The organism is Sphingomonas sp. S1-29, from assembly GCF_026167545.1.
Taxonomy (GTDB): Bacteria; Pseudomonadota; Alphaproteobacteria; order Sphingomonadales; family Sphingomonadaceae; genus Sphingomonas.
The window spans coordinates 2,081,370-2,099,738 of record NZ_CP110678.1; the positions used below are offsets into that span (position 1 = coordinate 2,081,370).

The 18,369-nt window shown below is 68.3% G+C and carries 14 protein-coding genes; 7 read left to right on the forward strand and 7 right to left on the reverse strand.

Annotated features, from left to right (window positions below; translation table 11 throughout):
* Positions 1 to 60: 60 nt before the first annotated feature.
* The gene (smc, locus tag OKW76_RS09845) at positions 61 to 3,468 is read left to right on the forward strand and encodes a chromosome segregation protein SMC (protein WP_265548733.1); all 3,408 of its coding nucleotides are present in this window, start codon (positions 61 to 63) and stop codon (positions 3,466 to 3,468) included.
* Between the two features lie 3 nt (positions 3,469 to 3,471).
* On the opposite strand, the gene OKW76_RS09850 is transcribed toward smc, so the two are convergent.
* The 4 genes from OKW76_RS09850 to OKW76_RS09865 form a co-directional block, all read right to left on the reverse strand.
* A complete protein-coding gene (locus tag OKW76_RS09850) occupies positions 3,472 to 4,293 on the reverse strand; it encodes a protein phosphatase 2C domain-containing protein (protein WP_265548734.1) in 822 nt (273 codons plus the stop codon).
* Between the two features lie 173 nt (positions 4,294 to 4,466).
* On the reverse strand, positions 4,467 to 5,834 hold the full coding sequence (locus tag OKW76_RS09855; RefSeq protein ID WP_265548735.1) for a dihydrolipoamide acetyltransferase family protein: 1,368 nt from the start codon (positions 5,832 to 5,834) through the stop codon (positions 4,467 to 4,469).
* 105 nt (positions 5,835 to 5,939) lie between these two features.
* A complete protein-coding gene (locus OKW76_RS09860; RefSeq protein ID WP_265552884.1) occupies positions 5,940 to 6,944 on the reverse strand; it encodes an alpha-ketoacid dehydrogenase subunit beta in 1,005 nt (334 codons plus the stop codon).
* 166 nt (positions 6,945 to 7,110) lie between these two features.
* Positions 7,111 to 8,394 carry a thiamine pyrophosphate-dependent enzyme gene (locus tag OKW76_RS09865; protein ID WP_265548736.1) on the reverse strand — a complete coding sequence of 428 codons (1,284 nt, stop codon included), beginning with the start codon at positions 8,392 to 8,394 and terminating at the stop codon, positions 7,111 to 7,113.
* A gap of 178 nt (positions 8,395 to 8,572) precedes the next feature.
* On the opposite strand from OKW76_RS09865, the gene OKW76_RS09870 reads away from it, so the two are divergent.
* The 4 genes from OKW76_RS09870 to OKW76_RS09885 all read left to right on the forward strand — a co-directional run bounded on the left by OKW76_RS09870 (position 8,573) and on the right by OKW76_RS09885 (position 10,840).
* Positions 8,573 to 8,779, forward strand: a complete 207-nt coding sequence (locus OKW76_RS09870) for a ParD-like family protein (protein WP_265548737.1) — start codon at positions 8,573 to 8,575, stop codon at positions 8,777 to 8,779.
* 1 nt (position 8,780) lies between these two features.
* Positions 8,781 to 9,554 (forward strand): type I methionyl aminopeptidase, encoded by a 774-nt coding sequence (gene map / locus OKW76_RS09875; RefSeq protein ID WP_265548738.1) that lies wholly within the window; start codon positions 8,781 to 8,783, stop codon positions 9,552 to 9,554.
* A gap of 69 nt (positions 9,555 to 9,623) precedes the next feature.
* Entirely contained in the window at positions 9,624 to 9,860 is a 237-nt protein-coding gene (locus OKW76_RS09880; RefSeq protein ID WP_265548739.1) for a hypothetical protein, read from the forward strand.
* Positions 9,857 to 10,840, forward strand: coding sequence for a sensor domain-containing diguanylate cyclase (locus OKW76_RS09885; protein WP_265548740.1), 984 nt, complete (start codon positions 9,857 to 9,859; stop codon positions 10,838 to 10,840). Before OKW76_RS09880 ends, OKW76_RS09885 begins: the two co-directional genes overlap by 4 nt.
* 48 nt (positions 10,841 to 10,888) lie before the next feature.
* On the opposite strand, the gene OKW76_RS09890 is transcribed toward OKW76_RS09885, so the two are convergent.
* The 3 genes from OKW76_RS09890 to OKW76_RS09900 form a co-directional block, all read right to left on the reverse strand.
* Positions 10,889 to 11,317, reverse strand: coding sequence for an NIPSNAP family protein (locus tag OKW76_RS09890; protein WP_265548741.1), 429 nt, complete (start codon positions 11,315 to 11,317; stop codon positions 10,889 to 10,891).
* Positions 11,318 to 11,498: 181 nt separating this feature from the next.
* Positions 11,499 to 12,287, reverse strand: coding sequence for a helix-turn-helix domain-containing protein (locus tag OKW76_RS09895; RefSeq protein WP_265548742.1), 789 nt, complete (start codon positions 12,285 to 12,287; stop codon positions 11,499 to 11,501).
* 176 nt (positions 12,288 to 12,463) lie between these two features.
* Positions 12,464 to 13,471: a fumarylacetoacetate hydrolase family protein gene (locus tag OKW76_RS09900; protein WP_265548743.1), complete on the reverse strand. Its 1,008-nt coding sequence runs from the start codon at positions 13,469 to 13,471 to the stop codon at positions 12,464 to 12,466.
* A 116-nt stretch (positions 13,472 to 13,587) separates the two neighbouring features.
* Here OKW76_RS09900 and OKW76_RS09905 point away from each other — a divergent pair, with 116 nt between their 5' ends.
* Positions 13,588 to 16,959 carry a PAS domain-containing protein gene (locus OKW76_RS09905; RefSeq protein ID WP_265548744.1) on the forward strand — a complete coding sequence of 1,124 codons (3,372 nt, stop codon included), beginning with the start codon at positions 13,588 to 13,590 and terminating at the stop codon, positions 16,957 to 16,959.
* 91 nt (positions 16,960 to 17,050) lie between these two features.
* Positions 17,051 to 18,340 (forward strand): adenylosuccinate synthase, encoded by a 1,290-nt coding sequence (locus OKW76_RS09910; protein ID WP_265548745.1) that lies wholly within the window; start codon positions 17,051 to 17,053, stop codon positions 18,338 to 18,340.
* Positions 18,341 to 18,369 lie beyond the last annotated feature (29 nt).

Genomic DNA, 18,369 nt, shown 5'->3' on the forward strand with positions numbered 1-18,369 from the left:
GGAGAGAAGAACGGTCCTTCGACAGGCTCAGGACGAACGGACGATAGGGCTCGCGTCGCCATGCGGATCACCCGCCTCCGCCTGACCGGCTTCAAGAGCTTCGTCGACCCCTCCGACCTGCGGATCGAACCCGGCCTCACCGGCATCGTCGGCCCCAATGGCTGCGGCAAGTCGAACCTGCTCGAGGCGTTGCGCTGGGCGATGGGCGAAAGCTCGGCGCGGTCGCTGCGCGGCGCGGGGATGGAGGACGTCATCTTCGCGGGAACGGCCACCCGCCCCGCGCGCGACTTCGCCGAAGTCGCACTGCATGCCGAGGGGGTGGGCGCGGACGACGAGGTCGAAGTCGTCCGCCGGATCGAGCGCGGCGCGGGCTCGGCATACCGCATCAACGGCCGCGACGTCCGCGCCAAGGATGTCGGCTTGCTGTTCGCCGATTCGGCGACCGGTGCGCATTCGCCCGCCTTGGTCAGCCAGGGGCGGATCGGCGCAATCATTGCCGCGCGCCCCGCCGAGCGCCGCGCGATGCTCGAGGAAGCCGCCGGCATCGCCGGGCTCCACGTCCGCCGCAAGGATGCCGAGCAGAAGCTGCGCGCGACCGAGGCCAACCTGCTCCGCCTCGACGAACTAATCGCCGACCAGGACGCGCGCGCCGCCGCACTCAAGCGCCAGGCGCGCCAGGCGCAGCGCTATCGCGCGCTGTCCGAGCAGATTCGCACCGCCGAGGGACGGATGCTCTTCGCGCGCTGGCGTGACGCCGCCGCCGCCGCCGATCTCGCCAAGCGCGAAGCTGCCGAGTCCGACACGCTGGTGAACGAACGCGCCGAGGCGCAGCGTGCCGCCGCCGCCTATCAGACCACCGCCGCCGCGACGCTCGGCGATGCCCGGACCGCCGCGCAGACCGCGCGCGATGCCGCCACCGGGGCCGGCCACCGGCTCGATACGCTCCGCACCGAACAGGCGACGATCACCCAGCGGCTGGGCGAATTGCGCGCCAGCGCACAGCGGCTGACCGGCGACCGCACCCGCGAAGGCACGCTAGCGAGCGACGCCGCCGAAGCGATCGCACGCCTCGCCACCGAACGCGAAACGCTCGACGCCCGGATTGCCGAGACCGCCGAACGAATCCCCACGCTCGACGCCACGCTCGCACAGGCCGAACGCCAGGCGCGCGATGCCGAGGTCGCGCTCGCCCAGGCGCTCGCCGCGCAAGCCCAAGAGGCCGCCGAGGTCCGCGTCGCGCAAGCCGCGCTCGCCGCCGCCCGCGCCCGGCTCGATCGCGCCACCCGCGACCGCGCGCGCATCGCCGCCGAGGCACAGGCGCTCGGCGACGCCGCCCCGCTCCACGCCGAGCGCACCCGCGCCGCCGATTCCCGTGCGCAAGCCGCGCGCCACGCCGAAACCGCGCGCGCCGCGCTCGCGCAAGCCGATGCCGAGGAACGCGGCGCGATCGACACGCGCGGTCGCGCGCAATCGGCGCGCGCGGCAGCACACGCCGAACTAGCCGCGCTCGACAGCGAATCCGCCGCGCTCGCCAAGGCGACCCGCCCCGCCGGGCGCGTGCGGCTGCTCGATTCGGTGGTCCCCGCCCCGGGCTATGAGCGCGCGCTCGCCGCTGCGCTCGGAGACGATCTCGAAGCCGGGCTCGACGCCAGCGCCGAACGCTGGTGGGCCGGGGCGCAGGTGGACCCCGCCGATCCGCCGCCCCCGCAGGGCACGACGCCGCTCGCCGCCCATGTTGAAGCACCCCCCGCGCTGGCGCGCCGCCTCGCCCAGATCCTCGTCGCCGAAAGCGACAGCGGCCAGCCGCTCGCGGTCGGCCAGCGGCTGGTGACCTTGAACGGCGTGCTTCGCCGCTGGGACGGCTATGTCGCCAAGAGCGGCGGCGCGGCGGCTGCCGAACGGCTCGAACGAATCAGCCGGCTGCGCGCGATCGAAGCGCTGCGCCCCGCCGCGATCCGCGCGGTCGACAGCGCCGATGGCGAACTCGCGCGGATCGAGGCGGTCATCGCCGAATCGCGCCGCGCCGCCGCCGATGCCCGCCGCGTGCTCGACCAGTCCGACCGGACAGAACGCGAAATGGCGCGCGCCGAGGATCGCGCCGCGGGCCAGCTCGAACGCCTTGACGCCCAGCGCGCCGACCTCGACGCCCGCGGCCAGCGGATCGAAGCCGATCTCCACGAGGCAGAGGCCGAAGAGACCCGCGCCGCGCAGGCGATCACCGCGCTCCCCGACGGCACCGCGACCCGTGAAGCCGTCGCCAAACTGTCGAGCGAAGCCGAATCGCGCCGCGCCGCCGCAGCGCAGGCGCGCGCCGAACGCGCCACGCTCGATCGCGCATTGGCGCAGGACCGCGAACGCCACGCTGCCGCCACCGCCGAGGCCAAGAGCTGGCGCGCCCGCGCCGGCGAGGCCGCACGCCGGATCGCCGACATCGACAAGCGCGCCGCCGACCTTGCCCAGGAAACGCAGACGCTCGCCGACAAGCCCGTCGCGCTGGCGCTGGCGATCGACGAAGCCACCAGCGCCGCCGCCGCCACCCGTGCGCAGGCCGAAACCCTCGCCACCGCCGAACGCGCTGCCGAAGCCGCGCTCCGCCTTACCGAAGACACCGCGCGCCAGGCCGCCGAAGCCTTGAGCGAAGCGCGCGAGCGCCGGGCGGGCGCGGCCGCGCGTGCGGAAAACCAGCAGCAACGCCGCCTCGAGCTCGGCCGCGTCTCGGGCGAGCGCTTCGAATGCCCGCCGCCCTTGCTGCCCGAACGCGCGGGCTTCGCCTCGGCGAGCGTCGGCGCGCCCGACGACGAAGCCGCGGCGCACGACCGGCTCGTCGCCGAACGCGAGCGGATCGGCGCGGTGAACCTGATCGCCGACAGCGAACTCGCCGAACTCGAAACCGAAAGCGCGAACAACGCCCGCCAGCGCGCCGAACTTGGCGAAGCCGTCGCGCGGCTGCGCGGCTCGATCGGCACGCTCAACCGCGAGGGGCGGCAGCGATTGCTCGCGGCGTTCGAGGCGGTCGACGGCCATTTCCGTCGGCTGTTCGCGACACTGTTCGACGGCGGCGAGGCGCATCTGGAGCTCGTCGATTCGGACGATCCGCTCGAAGCCGGGCTCGAGATCATGGCGCAGCCGCCGGGCAAGAAGCTGCAATCGCTCACGCTGCTGTCGGGCGGCGAACAGGCGCTCACCGCGGTCGCGCTGATCTTCGGGCTGTTCCTCACCAATCCCGCGCCGATCTGCGTCCTCGACGAAGTCGACGCCCCGCTCGACGATGCCAATATCGATCGCTTCTGCGACTTGCTCGAGGTGATGACTCGCGAAACCGAGACCCGCTATCTGATCGTCACGCACAACGCCGCGACGATGAGCCGGATGCACCGATTGTTCGGCGTCACGATGGTCGAACGCGGGGTATCGCGGCTGGTATCGGTCGATCTCGGCAGCGCCGAGGGGCTGCTCGCGGCGGAATAGGCCTCAGCCCACCTGTACCCAAAGCGCGGTGGCATCGTCACATCGCTTGAAGCGCGGAAAGCGCACGCACGTCGCATCCTCGGCCTCGATGCCGCGCAATTCGCACGCCAGCGCTGCCAGCCCGCGCGCCTCGACCGCCGCGATCAGCCCCGCGCCGTCATAGGCGCCATAGGCATCGACCAGCGCCGAAAACCCGTCGCTCATCAGCAGCAGCATGTCGCCGCGCGCGACGGGCACCCGCGCGGTGGTGAGCACCGCCTGCGATCGCCCCGCATTCACCCCCAGCACCCGCCGGCCGGGCCGTCCGCGCGCCGCGCGGCGATCGGCGGTGACCAACGGCGCGCGCTTCTTGGCCGCGCCGATCCCAACCCCCAAAGCCGCCGCCTGCGCGCGCTCGCCCGATCGGTCGGGGGCCGCGCCGATCCAGCGGACCGAATCGCCGTGGCGGAGCAACCCCGCGCAATCGCCGATCCAGCCGCAATCGAGCTGGTCGCCGACGATCGACACCGCCAGCATCGATCCGCTGGGCAATTCCCACGCGGCTTCGGGCTCGCGCCGATGCTCGCTGCGATAGCGGCGCTCGATCACCGCGAACACGTCGCTGCACACCCGCGCGATCGATCCGGGCGCGACACCCGCGAACGCCGCATCGGTCACGCTCGCCAGCCACGCCGCGCCGCCGCGCTCGCCGAGCAGCCCCGGCGGCCCCAGATCGGTCGCGCCGTCGATCACCCAGGCGAGCGTGTCGCCACAGCCTGCACGGTCGTCATTGGGGGTGGCGGCGTCGCCGGCCAGGCCGATCGACTGGAGCAGGTCGAAATGCATGGGGGCAGGCGTAGCCTAGCTTCATGACAGTTCGGTATCGCCCTTCTCCCCTCCCTGGAAGGGAGGGGCCGGGCGTGGGTCGAGTGCTCGCGCTACGGCGGCGACAGGTGCGAGGAGAGCCATCTCCAGGCCCCTACCCACCCCCAACCCCTCCCTTTCAGGGAGGGGAGCTTTTACTCAGCGAACAGCAGCACCGGAGTCTCGAGCAGCTTCTTCACCGCCTGGACATAGCTTGCCGCGTCGAAGCCATCGACGACGCGGTGGTCGCAGCTGATCGACAGGTTCATCAGCTTGGCGCGCACCAGGTCGTCGCCGCGGAACATCGGCCGCTCGACGATCTTGTTCGGCCCGATGATCGCCACCTCGGGGCGGTTGATGACCGGCGTCGTCGCGATCCCACCCAGCGGCCCGAGCGAGGTGATCGTCAGCGTCGATCCCGACAGCTCGTCGGACTTTGCCTTGCCGGTGCGCGCGGCGTCGGCCAGCCGGCCGATCTCGCTCGCCAATTGCCAGACATTCTTGTCCTGCGCGTCGCGGATCACCGGCACCATCAGCCCGGCATCGGTCTGCGTCGCCATCCCCAGATGCACGCTGCCATGCCGAGTCACGACGCCGGCTTCGTCGTCATAACGCGCGTTGAGCATCGGGAAATCGGGAATCGAGCGACAGATCGCGACGATCAGCAGTGGCAGCATCGTCAGCTTGGGCCGCGCGCCGCGATTGGCGTTGAGATCGGCGCGCATCTCTTCCAGCGCGGTGACGTCGATCTCGTCGACATAGGTGAAATGCGGGATCGCGCGCTTCGATGCCGCCATATTCTCGGCGATCCGCCGGCGCATCCCGATCACCTTGACCGGCACATCGGCGCGCGCGCGGCTGGCCCCCGGCGCGTGATAACCCTCGCCGCCGCCATAGCGCAGATACGCATCGAGATCGGCGTGGCGGACGTGATTGCCATCGGATTTCACCGAGGCGAGGTCGACGCCCAGCGCCTTGGCACGCGCACGCACCGCCGGCGAAGCCAGCACCTGCTGCTGCTCCCTCTCCCCCCCGGGGAGAGGGCCGGGGAGAGGGGCAGTCGGGGCAGCTGGCGCAGTAGGCGAGGTTGGCGTGCCATTACTGCCCCTCTCCCAACCCTCTCCCCGGAGGGGAGAGGGCTTTTCGGGCTCGCCGAGCCCCGCGTCCTTCGCCTCAACACGAATCCGCGCATCTTCCTCGGGCGTGGGACACACCGCTTGCGCGTCGCTCGCCTCCTCGACCCCCGGATTCTCCGCGACCATCGTGTCGCTCTCGGTCACCGCCTCGGTTTCGATCACCACCAAGGTTGCGCCGATCGCCACATGGTCGCCGACCTCGCCCGCAAGTTCGACGACGATCCCCGACACCGGCGATTCCATCTCGACGGTCGCCTTGTCGGTCATCATGTCGGCGATCTGCTGGTCTTCCTCGACCCGGTCGCCGACCGCGATATGCCATTGGACGATCTCGGCCTCGGCAATGCCTTCGCCGATATCGGGCAGGCGGAAAGAGAAACGCGCCATTAAAACACTCCGTTCGTGTCGAGCGAAGTCGAGACACCTTGGGTCATACACACGCTTCCGTTTCTCGACTTCGCTCGAAACGAACGGAAGGGACCGACGCGCACGTCAGTCCTTCATGATTTTCTTGAGCGCCTGTCCGATGCGGACCGGCCCCGGGAAATACGCCCATTCCAGGCTGTGCGGATACGGCGTGTCGAACCCCGTCACCCGCTCGACCGGCGCTTCGAGGTGGTAGAAGCAGCGCTCCTGCACCAATGCCGCCAGCTCGGCGCCGAAACCGCCGGTGCGCGTCGCTTCGTGGACAACCATGCAGCGCCCGGTCTTCTTCACTGATGCCTCGATCGTCTCGATGTCGAGCGGCACCAGCGTGCGAAGGTCGATCACCTCGGCGTCGACGCCGGCTTCCTCGACCGTCGCGATCGCGACATGCACCATCGTGCCATAGGCCAGAATCGTCAGGTCGTTGCCCGCCCGCGCGATCGCCGCCTTGCCCAGCGGGATCTTGTAATAGCCCGTCGGCACTTCGCCCGCGGGATGTGCCGACCAGTTCTTGGCGGGCTTGTCCCAATAGCCGTCGAACGGGCCGTTATAGATCCGCTTGGGCTCGAAGAAGAGCACCGGATCATTATCCTCGATCGCCGAGATCAACAGCCCCTTGGCATCATAGGGCGTTGCCGGAATCACGGTCTTGATCCCCGAGACATGGGTGAAGATGCCCTCGGGCGACTGCGAATGCGTCTGCCCGCCGAAAATCCCGCCGCCAAAGGGCGAGCGCACCGTGATCGGCGAAATGAACTCGCCCGCCGAACGATAACGCAGCCGCGCGGCTTCGGAGACCAATTGGTCGAGCGCAGGATAGATGTAATCGGCGAACTGGATTTCGGGCACCGGGCGCAGGCCATAGGCACCCATTCCCACCGCGACGCCGATGATGCCGCATTCGGTGATCGGCGTGTCGAACACCCGCGTCTTGCCATATTTCGCCTGCAATCCCGCGGTCGCGCGGAAGACGCCGCCGAAATAGCCGACATCCTCGCCCATCACGATGACATCGGGATCGCGCGCCATCACGACGTCCATCGCCGAATTAATCGCCTGGATCATGTTCATGCGGGTGGTTTCGCCGGGGGCTTCAGTGCCGGCTTCGGCGTCTGCTTGGGTCACGTCACTCACCACATCCACTCCGTCACCCCAGCGAAAGCTGGGGTCTCTGCGTAGCCGTCCGCGCGCTTGCGGCACGAGACCCCAGCCTTCGCTGGGGTGACGACTGGAATTTTCACTTTCTCGCCCATGGCCGCCCGCTCGCTTCTTCCTCGGCGAGCATCTGCGCGCGCTGTTCCTTCAGATGCCAGGGCATTTCCTCGAACACCCCTTCGAACAGCGTGTCGAGCGGCTGGTGCAACCCGTGCCCCAATATGCCGTTGGCCTCGGCCTCTTTCTGGCAACGCTTCACCAGCTCGGCGAGCTCGAGATCCTGCGCCGCGTGGCGTTCTTCGTCCCATTCTCCCAACCGAACCAAATGCCCCTTCAGCCGCGCGATCGGATCGCCCAGCGGCCAATCGCTGGCTTCATTGGCCGATCGATATTGCGACGGATCGTCCGAGGTCGAATGCCCTTCGGCACGATAGGTGAAATGCTCGATCAGCGTCGGACCCTGGTTGGTCCGCGCGCGCTCGGCTGCCCATTCGGTCGCGGCGTACACCGCCAGCGCGTCGTTGCCGTCGATGCGCAGGCCGGCAATGCCATAGCCCAGCGCGCGCGCGGCGAAAGTCGTCGATTCGGCACCGGCAAACCCCGAAAAGCTCGAAATCGCCCATTGGTTGTTGACGACGTTCAGGATCACCGGCGCGCGATAGACGCTGGCGAAGGTGCAGGCCGAATGGAAATCGCCCTCGGCGGTCGATCCCTCGCCGCACCAGGTGGCGGCGATCCGCGTGTCGCCCTTGGCGGCGCTCGCCATCGCCCAGCCCACCGCCTGCGGATATTGCGTCGCCAGATTGCCCGAGATCGAGAAGAATGCCCCCTCGCGCGTCGAATACATGATCGGCAATTGCTTGCCCTGCAGCCGGTCGCCCTTGTTCGAATAAATCTGGTTCATCATGTCCACCAGCGACCAATCGCGCGCGATCAGGATGCCCTGCTGGCGATAGCTGGGAAAGGTCATGTCGTCGCGCTGCAACGCCATCGTCGCGGCGACCGCGACCGCCTCTTCGCCGGTGCATTTCATGTAGAAGCTGGTCTTGCCCTGCCGCTGCGCGCGGAACATCCGCTCATCGAACGCGCGCACCAGCGCCATGTAGCGCAGCATCCGCCGAAGCGTGTCGGGGGTCAGCCGCGGTGCCCATGGCCCCACCGCATTGCCCTCATCGTCGAGCACGCGGACCAGCCCATAGGCCAGCTCGTGAAACTGCGCCGCCGGCTCGGCGGGGTCGGGGCGGCGGCCGCTGCCCGCAGGCGGCACGATCACGTCGCTGTATTCGGCCTGGTCGCCCGGGCGGAATTTGGGCTCGGGCACGTGGAGCGACAGCGGGGGCAGGTTGGCGCGGGGTTCGCCGGTCAAGACACTCTCCAGATTCGCCTCGGACGTCGCTTGGACAACGCTCCAGAGCCGGTTCGGCGCCTTGTTATAAAGTTTCAAATGATATTACCAGCCCGTCTATCGGCCAGGGCGGGCGATTGACCACGCGCGATACGCTTCATATACGAATCATATTGCCGCCAATTGGAGACCATCGCCGATGGGTATCGTGAAGATCGACGACCAGCTGCACGAGGAAGCGCGCCGCGCCAGCAATGTCATGTGCCGATCGATCAACGCACAGGCCGAATTCTGGATGAAGATCGGCATGCTCGCCGAGGCCAATCCGACGCTGTCGTTCAACGCCATCGTCCAGCGCCAGCTCGAACGCGCGCAGCCGCATCTGAACGAGGTACAAGCTGCCTGACTTGATCAAGACCGCCGACGAGCTTGCGTTGATGCGGATCTCGGGCCGGCTGCTCGCGTCGGTGTTCGAGATGCTCGACACGCTCGACCTTGCCGGCATGTCGACGCTCGCGGTCAACGATCTGGTCGAACGCTACATCACGCACGACCTGGCCGCACGCCCCGCGAGCAAGGGACAATATGGCTTCGCCTATGTCCTCAACTGCTCGATCAACCAGGTCGTCTGCCACGGCGTTCCCGACGCCGCCGCGATCATCGCCGATGGCGACATCGTCAATTTCGACATCACGCTCGAAAAAAACGGCTTCATCGCCGATTCGAGCAAGACCTATATCGTCGGCAACGCCTCCGCGCCCGCGTGGCGGCTGGTGCGCGCGGCGCAGGCGGCGATGTGGCAGGGGATCGCGCAGGTCCGCCCCGGCGCGCATCTGGGCGATATCGGCTTTGCGATCGAGCGCCACGCCAAGCAGCATGGCTATGCGATCGTCCGCGAATATTGCGGCCACGGCATCGGCCGCGAGATGCACGAGGAGCCGCAGGTGCTCGCCTTCGGCCGCCGCGGCAGCGGGATGCGGCTGCGCGAAGGGATGGTCTTCACGATCGAACCGATGGTCAACCAGGGCACGCGCCGGACCGAGACCGCCGAGGACGGCTGGACCGTCGTCACCGCCGACGGTCGGCTTTCGGCGCAGTTCGAGCATACCGTCGCGGTCACGCGCACCGGGGTCGAGGTCCTGACGCTGCGCCAGGACGAAACGCCACGAAGCGAACGCTAGCCCGGCTTTTCCACTCGGTTAACCTTTGGCGCCTAGTCAAACTTGATCCAGTATAAGCCAGGACGGGCCATGCGTATCGATCAACTCGACCCCACCCCCACCGCCGCCGAGCCGCTCGAAATACCCAGCGAGCTGCTCGAAAGCGTCCATCGCCACCAGGCGCATCTGGCGGCACTCATCGCCAGCATGCGCGCCGCCGGAGTCGAACACGACACGATCGAGAGCAGCGTGCGTACGCTGGTCGACAGCTATGCCGACGAGCTTACCGCCGCGATCCGCGAGATGATGAAGGGGGATGCGGCATGACGACCGACATGCTGTTGCACGACGACGAGGCGCGGATCGCCGCGCTCCACCGGCTGAGCGTGCTCGACACCGCGGTCGAGGAACCGTTCGAAAAGATCGTCACGCTGGTGCGTACCGTGCTCGCGGTACCGATCGCGACCGTGACCTTGGTCGATCGCGACCGCCAGTGGTTCAAGGCCAAGCGCGGGGTCGATGCCGACCAGACGCCGCGGTCGATATCGTTCTGCACCCACACCATCCAGCAACGCACGCCGTTCGTCGTCGAGAATGCCGATCTCGATCCGCGTTTCGCCGGCACCGCGCTGGTCGCCGGCCCGCCTTATATCAAAAGCTATGCCGGCATCCCGCTGCGCACGCCCGAGGGCTATAACATCGGCGCGCTGTGCGCGATGGATACGCGGCCGCGCCATTTCAGCCCAGCCGACCTCGCGATCCTGTCGAACTTCGCCAACATCGTGTGCGACGAGCTCGAGCTGCGGCTGATCGCGCAGGTCGATCACCTCACCGGCGCGCTCACCCGCCGCGGCTTCGTCGCGCAGGCCGAGCGCGAGATCGCGCGCGCCCGCCGCTATGGTCGCCCGAGCAGCCTGGTGATGCTCGATCTCGATCACTTCAAATCGGTCAACGACACCCATGGCCATCCCGCGGGCGACCGGGTGCTGAACCAGGTCGCCAGGATCGCTGGCGGCGCGCTTCGCCCCAGCGACGTGTTCGGCCGGCTGGGGGGCGAGGAATTCGCGATCCTGCTGCCCGAAACCGCGGCCAGCGACGCGGTGGTCGTCGCCGACCGCCTGCGCGGCATGATCGCGCAAAACCCGGTCATGCTCGATGGCGATGTCGTGATCGACGTCACCGCCAGCATGGGGGTCGCGGCGCTCGGCCCCGACATGACATCCTTCGCGCAATGGCTCGAGCGCGCCGACACGATGCTCTACGCCGCCAAGGCAGGCGGGCGGAATTGCACGCGGATGGCTGCCTAGCAGCCGCGGCGGCGGACGGCAGACCAGCCTCCGCCGCCGCCCTGACGGTTAGCGCGGCAGCGTCAGCGGCGGCGAATAATCGGCCATCGTCATGAAGACGCTGTCGACCTTGGCGACCAGCTTGCCGTTCGCCTCCGACGCCGCCGCCACCGCGCGCCACTCGGGATCGGCGCCGAACGCCTTCCAGCTCGCCTCGCGCGCCGCGCGGCTGGGATAAGCCAGCACATACACGATCCGCCCCTCGGCCGCGGCCTGTGTCGGCTGCTCGTTCCAATAGGCGACGTTGCGCATCCCGTGCTTGGCGAACAGCCCCAGCGTATGCTCGCGGAACCGCGCATTCAGCGCCGCAAGCTTGCCCGGCGCGGGGTAATAGATGCGCAGTTCATAGAACAACGCCTGCGGATCGACCGCAGCCTCCTGCGCCGAAGCAGGGATCGCGCAGGCAACAAGGGCAAGACAGGCAAGGGCAGAGCGCATGGGGGACTCCCGGGGGTGGTGAAGGGTTGGGCACGCAGCTTGTCTAGGCGCCGGCGGAGGCGTTCGCCAAGGTATCGCCACCTATCGTTCAGGCACGACCGGCGGCGCCCGTGACCGATCACCCGCGATGGAACGCATACACTGCGTCGAGGCGCAACCGTTGCAGGGAGCGGCTGCTTGCCTATCGCATAAAATACCCGTTCACCTTCCAATCGTCACCTTCCCGGGCCAGCACGACGGTTTCGATTGCGCCGGGCTTTTGCGCAAAATCCGTTTTGAACACGACAATTTCATACTCGCCCGCAGGTGCGCCGGGGAGCGACGACGCCTTGGTCGCGCTTTGCAGCGTCCGCGAAGACATGGGTCCGAACGGCTGTCGCACAGGCTGAATGGTTGAAGCCCACCGCGCTTTCGGCATTTGGGATTTGAACAATGCCCCTGCTGCATTCCAGCTTTCGTCCCAACGCTGGTCGTCGAGCAGCAAGACCCAAGCACCCGCAGCGACCGTGGCAGGCGATTGGACGGCATTCGGCGCCGTCTCGACACGATCGCCATTCGGGGCCTGCGGCGATTCCGTGCCGCCGTTTCCGAAAAATGCGAACGAAAGCACGGCTGCGGCAATGAGAAGCGACATGATGAGCATTCCTCCACTGAGCCAGAACAGGGAACGCCCCCCGGTTCGGCGTTCATCCGAATGCTGACGATCTTCCCCATCGACCGGCGTCAGGGCGACCCCCAATTCTTTGTCCACAAGCAAATTGGGATCGTCGCGCTCGACTTCATCCAGCAGCCGCGCTGCCTCGCGGCTGCTGGAAACCGCCAGTTTTCGCCGCGCATCGCGCAGCCGCTCGTTCACCGTATGAACCGACAGGTCCAGACTACGCGCAATCGATTTGGCGTCGTGGCCGCCAAGCAGAAGCCGAAGCGTCTCCTTCTCGCGTTCGGTGAGTGCTTGTACCCCTTCGGCCATTATCGAAGCGATCTGCCAGGCGTTCTATGTGCCAGCCATGACAAGGGTCCGTCTCCCTGCACAGGATTCGCAACGATCATCATGTTGGCATCGGCCCAAGACGCCGTGAAGTCGTGACATAGCCGATCTTAGTCCGATGGATCCCAGCGTGCGGCCTTAACGGGGCTCCCCCACCCTCACCCCGCGACCACGATCTGCTCGATCGTCCCGAAGATCGCGTGGTGGCGTTCGTCTTCGGCCCAGATGCGCACCGTGTCGCCGGCTTTCAGGAACGGCGTTACCGGCTTGCCGCCTTCGATCGTCTCGATCATCCGCACCTCGGCGATGCACGAATAGCCGACGCCGCCCGCCGCCACCGGCTTGCCCGGGCCGCCATTCGCGTCGCGGTTCGAGACCGTGCCCGATCCGATGATCGTTCCCGCGCCCAGCGCGCGCGTCTTGGCGGCGTGCGCGATCAGCGTGCCGAAATCGAAGGTCATGTCCTCGCCCGCCTGCGCGCGGCCGAAGGGCTGGCCGTTGAGGTCGACGTTGAGCGCGCGGTGCAACTTGCCGTCGGCCCAGGCATCGCCGAGCGAATCGGGGGTCACGAACACCGGCGAAAAGGCGCTGGCGGGCTTCGACTGGAAGAAGCCGAACCCCTTGGCGAGTTCGCCGGGGATCAGGTTGCGCAAGCTGACGTCGTTGGTCAGCCCGACCAGCCGCACCGCCGCCAGCGCCTGATCGCGGCTCGCGCCTGCGGGTACGTCGCCGGTCACCACCACCACTTCGGCCTCGAGGTCGCAGCCCCAGGCCTCGTCGGCGAGCGGGATGTCGTCGCGCGGCCCCAGGAACCCGTCGGACCCGCCCTGGTACATCAGCGGATCGTGCCAGAACGTCTCGGGCATCTCGGCACCGCGCGCCTGCCGCACCAGCGCGACATGGTTCACATAGGCCGATCCATCGGCCCATTGATACGCGCGCGGCAGCGGTGCCGCGGCCTGGCGCTCGTGGAAGCGCATCATCGGGATCGCCTCGTGGTTGAGGTCGGTCGCCAGGTTGCGCAGCGCCGCCTCGACCGCATCCCAGTCGTCGAGCGCGGCCTGCAGCGTCGGCGCGATATGCCCGGCGTCGGCGCACCACGCCAGATCGTCGGACACCACCACCAACCGTCCGTCGCGACCATGCTTCAGGCTTGCCAGCTTCATCGCGCTCTCCACTATTTTTTAGCACTGTTTTCGCGTACCTGCATAGCCGCTGGCGCCGCGAAGTCGAGCGCTTCGCGGCAGTTGACAGTCCCCCTTTCGCTCCCCATCGACGAGCGATGCAGCGCGGCCTTGGCTTCCTCGATCACCCCGGCGAGATGGCCGGCCGAATCCGCGCACAGGATTGGTCGCGGCACCCGCTGGGTGCGCCCGAAACCTGGCCGCAGGCGCTGCGATTCATCCTCGATCTGGTGCTGTCGTCGAGCTTCCCGATGGCGATCTATTGGGGCCGCGACTATCATTTGCTCTACAACGACGCGTGGTCGGCGATCCCCGCCGATCGCCACCCCTGGGCACTCGGCCGCCCCGGCGCCGAGGTCTGGGCCGATATCTGGGACGTCGTCGGCCCCGATTTCGATCGCGCGCGCGACGAAGGCGTGGGGTTCGCGAGCTACGATCAGCTGCTGATGATGGAGCGCGATGGCGTTCCCCGCGAAACCTATTGGAACTATAGCGGCACCCCGGTCCGCGACGAATATGGCAAGGTCGCGGGGCTGCTCAACCAGGGCAACGAGACGACGCGGTTCGTGCTCGCCGAGCGCGAGCGCCGCGCCGAATTGCGCCGGCTGCACGAACTCTTCCACCAGTCGCCCGGCGCGGTCGCGCTGCTGCACGGCCCCGAACACCGCTTCGAGCTGGCCAACGACGCCTTTCTCGGCCTCGTCGGGCGCCGCGACCTGCTGGGCAAGCGCGTCGCCGAAGCGATGCCCGAGGTGGTCGACCAGGGCTTCGTCGCGTTGCTCGACAATGTCTTTTCCACCGGCAAGACCTATCGCGCCTGGGGCGAGGCGGTGCGGCTGGCGCGGTCGGGCGATGGCGCGCTCGAGGAACGCGTCGTCGATTTCGTCTATCAGCCGATCCGCAACGCCGCGGGCACCGTCACCGATATCTTCATCCAGGCGACCGACATCACCGATCGCGCCCAAGCCGAAGCCGCGCTGCGCGAAAGCCAGGCGCGGCTGCAATTGGCGCTCAACGTCTCGCAGGGCGTCGGCACCTGGGACTGGGACGTCGTCAACGATCGGGTGACCGCCGATGCGGGCTTCGCGCGGTTGTACGGCGTCGAGGAGCAAACCGCGCAGATCGGCGCCCCGCTGGTCGATTTCTTCTCGGCGATCCACCCCGACGATGCCGAGCGCGTCCGCACCGCGGTCGATTCGACGCTGCTGACCGGGGCGGCATTCTCCGAGGAATATCGCCTCGTCCAGCCCGATGGCAGCATCCGCTGGGTCGCAGCACAAGGGCGCGCGCTGCGCAGCGACGGCGGCGACATGGCGCGCTTCCCCGGCATCACCTTCGACATCACCAACCGCAAGGCCGCCGAGGAAGCCGCGCGCTCGACCGCCGAGGAATTGCGCGCCGCAACCGAGGCGCAGGCGTTTCTCTATGCGCTCGCCGAGCGCCAGCGCGCGCTCGACACTCCCGAGGCGATCATGCGCTTCACCGCAAGTGCGCTCGGCGAGCGGCTGGGGCTCGATCGCGCGGGCTTTTACCGCGTCGGCGAGAATGGCGATATCGACCTGGGTCCCGGCTGGACCAACGGCACGATGCCCGAACTGCGCGGCCCGCTCACTGCAGACGAGCTCGGCGCAGTCCAGCGCGCACAATATGAATCGGGGCGCACGCTGATCGTCAGCGACACGACGCGCGATCCCAGCTTTAACGGGTCGGCGATCGCACGGACCACGGTGGCGGCGATCGGCGTGCCGCTGCTGCGCCACGGCCGCTGGGTGGCGAGCATGTACGGCAATTGCGCCAGCCCGCGCGAATGGCCCGCCGAGGAAGTCGCCTTCATCGAAGCCGTCGCCGAAATCACCTGGGACGCGGTCGAGCGCGTCGGCGCGGTCGCCGCGCTCAAGGAAAGCGAAGGCAAGTTCCGCGCGATCGCCAATTCGATCGACCATATGGTCTGGTCGTCGCTCCCCAATGGGCGGATCGATTATCTCAACCAGCGCTGGCACGATTTCACCGGCACGAGCGATGGCGCGATGGTCGGCGACGCCTGGTCGCAGGTCGTCCATCCCGACGAGCGCGGCGAGGCGGTCGAACGCTGGCGCCACGCGCTCGAAACCGGCGAGCCCTATCACCTCGAATATCGCATGCGCCACGCCGCCTCGAACGGCTGGCGCTGGGTGCTCGCACGCGCCAGCGCAGTGCGCGACGATGGCGGCGCGATCACCCGCTGGTTCGGCACCTGCACCGACATCCAGGACATCGTCGATGCGCGCGAGATCCTGTCGCGATCGCGCGAGGAGCTCGAGCGCGCGGTGAACGAGCGCACCCGCCAGCTGATGAGCGCCGAGGACCAGTTGCGCCAGGCGCAGAAGATGGAGGCGGTCGGCCAGCTCACCGGCGGCATCGCGCACGACTTCAACAACATGCTCGCGGTGGTGATCGGCGCGCTCGACCTGCTCGAACGCCGGCTGGCGCAGGGATCGACCGACGTTTCGCGCTATGTGATGGCAGCGCGCGACGGTGCGACGCGCGCCGCGGGGCTGACCCAGCGATTGCTCGCCTTTGCGCGCCAAAGCCCGCTCGCGGCGCGGCCGATCGACGTCAACCAGATGGTGCGCGGGATGATCGAGCTGCTGATCCGCACGATCGGCGACGATATCCGCGTCGAAACCAAGCTGGGCGAGCTCAGCGGCAGCGCGATCGCCGATCCCAGCCAGCTCGAAAATGTCATCCTCAACTTGGCGGTCAACGCGCGCGACGCGATGCCGCGCGGCGGCACGCTGACGATCGAAACCGACCGCGCGCAGATCGGGGCCGACATCGCCGCTGGCTATGGCATCAGCCCCGGCGACTATATCACCATCGCGGTCGCCGACACCGGCGAGGGGATGGCCCCCGAAACCGCCGCGCGCGCGTTCGAACCCTTCTTCACCACCAAGGGGGTGGGCAAGGGTACCGGGCTGGGGCTCAGCCAGGTGTTCGGCTTCGTCCGCCAGTCGGCGGGGCATGTCCGGATCGACAGCCAGCAGGGCAGCGGCACCACCGTCTGCGTCTATCTTCCCGCGGCCAGCGCGGTCCCCGCGACCGACCTGCCGCCGCGCGCGAAGACGCTGGTGCGCGGCGCCGAGGTGGTGCTGGTGGTCGAGGACGAAGACCGCGTGCGTGCGCATTCGGTCGAGGCGCTGCGCGAACTCGGCTATGACGTCACCCATGCGAGTAGCGGTGCCGAGGCGATCGCGATGCTCGACGCCGGCCGCCGCCCCGCGTTGCTGTTCACCGATGTGGTGATGCCCGGCATGACCGGCCCCGAACTCGCGCGGCTGGCGCGCGACCGGCTGCCCGGGCTGCGCGTGCTCTACACCAGCGGCTATACCGGCGACGCCGCGGGCGACGACGGGCTGGACGCGCCGATGCTGCCCAAGCCGTTCGACCTGTCGCAGCTCGCGCTCGGCGTCCGCCAGGTGCTCGACGCCTGACTTCGCGGCTTTCGCGCAGGCGGTGGACGCCGCCGCCGCCGCGCGATAGGGCTTGCCCGCATTCCCGACCATCTACGAAGGACGAAGCGCTTTGGCGAACGTGGCAGTAATCGGCGCGCAATGGGGCGACGAGGGCAAGGGCAAGATCGTCGACTGGCTGGCCGAGCGCGCCGACGTCGTCGTGCGCTTCCAGGGCGGGCATAATGCCGGCCACACCTTGGTCGTCGGCGACAAGGTCTATAAGCTGTCGCTGCTGCCGTCGGGCATCGTGCGCGGTACCCCCAGCGTCATCGGCAACGGCGTCGTGCTCGACCCCTGGGCGCTCCGCGACGAGGTCGAGCGGCTGCGCGGCCAGGGGGTCACCGTCTCGCCCGACACGCTGATGATCGCCGACACCTGCGCGCTGATCCTGCCCTTCCACCGCGACCTCGACGGGCTGCGCGAGGATGCCTCAGGCGCGGGCAAGATCGGCACCACCCGGCGCGGCATCGGCCCCGCCTATGAAGACAAGGTCGGTCGCCGCGCGCTTCGCGTCTGCGACCTGGCGCATCTCGACGATCTCGATGCCCAGCTCGATCGCGTCGCCGCGCATCACGACGCGCTGCGCGCCGGCTTTGGCGAACCGCCGATCGACCGCGCCGCACTGATCGAGCAATTGCGCGAGATCGCCGATTTCGTGCTGCAATATGCCCAGCCGGTCTGGCGCTCGCTGAACGAGGCGCGCTCGCGCGGTCGCCGCATCCTGTTCGAGGGCGCGCAGGGCGTGCTGCTCGACATCGATCACGGCACCTATCCGTTCGTCACCTCGTCGAACACGATCGCGGGCACCGCGGCGGGCGGCTCGGGGCTGGGGCCGGCGGCGGTCGGCTTCGTGCTCGGCATCGCCAAGGCCTATACCACGCGCGTCGGATCGGGCCCCTTCCCTACCGAGCTCGAGGACGAGACCGGCGAGCGCCTCGGCGTGCGCGGGCATGAATTCGGCACCGTCACCGGGCGCAAGCGCCGCTGCGGCTGGTTCGACGCGGTGCTGGTACGCCAATCGGCGGCGGTATCGGGGATCACCGGCATCGCGCTCACCAAGCTCGACGTGCTCGACGGGTTCGAGACGATCAACATCTGCACCGGCTATCGGCTGGGCGATGCCACGCTCGACCATTTCCCCGCGCATGCCGCCGATCAGGCGCGCGTGGTGCCGATCTATGAGACGATGGAGGGCTGGTCCGAAACCACCGCTGGCGCGCGAAGCTGGGCCGAACTCCCGGCGCAGGCGATCAAGTATATCCGCCGGATCGAGGAGCTGATCCGCTGCCCGGTGGCATTGGTATCGACCAGCCCCGAGCGCGAGGACACGATCCTGGTCCGCGATCCCTTCTCGGACTGAGGTCGCTCGGACGACACGCACAAAAAAAG

Bases quoted from the DNA above. Each gene is read 5' to 3' on its own strand.
- smc (WP_265548733.1), top strand. From the start codon at position 61: ATGCGGATCACCCGCCTCCGCCTGACCGGCTTCAAGAGCTTCGTCGAC.
- OKW76_RS09880 (WP_265548739.1), top strand. From the start codon at position 9,624: ATGCGTATCGATCAACTCGACCCCACCCCCACCGCCGCCGAGCCGCTC.
- OKW76_RS09885 (WP_265548740.1), top strand. From the start codon at position 9,857: ATGACGACCGACATGCTGTTGCACGACGACGAGGCGCGGATCGCCGCG.
- OKW76_RS09860 (WP_265552884.1), bottom strand. From the start codon at position 6,944: ATGAACATGATCCAGGCGATTAATTCGGCGATGGACGTCGTGATGGCG.
- OKW76_RS09870 (WP_265548737.1), top strand. From the start codon at position 8,573: ATGGGTATCGTGAAGATCGACGACCAGCTGCACGAGGAAGCGCGCCGC.
- OKW76_RS09855 (WP_265548735.1), bottom strand. From the start codon at position 5,834: ATGGCGCGTTTCTCTTTCCGCCTGCCCGATATCGGCGAAGGCATTGCC.
- OKW76_RS09900 (WP_265548743.1), bottom strand. From the start codon at position 13,471: ATGAAGCTGGCAAGCCTGAAGCATGGTCGCGACGGACGGTTGGTGGTG.
- OKW76_RS09895 (WP_265548742.1), bottom strand. From the start codon at position 12,287: ATGGCCGAAGGGGTACAAGCACTCACCGAACGCGAGAAGGAGACGCTT.
- OKW76_RS09890 (WP_265548741.1), bottom strand. From the start codon at position 11,317: ATGCGCTCTGCCCTTGCCTGTCTTGCCCTTGTTGCCTGCGCGATCCCT.
- OKW76_RS09905 (WP_265548744.1), top strand. From the start codon at position 13,588: ATGCAGCGCGGCCTTGGCTTCCTCGATCACCCCGGCGAGATGGCCGGC.
- OKW76_RS09850 (WP_265548734.1), bottom strand. From the start codon at position 4,293: ATGCATTTCGACCTGCTCCAGTCGATCGGCCTGGCCGGCGACGCCGCC.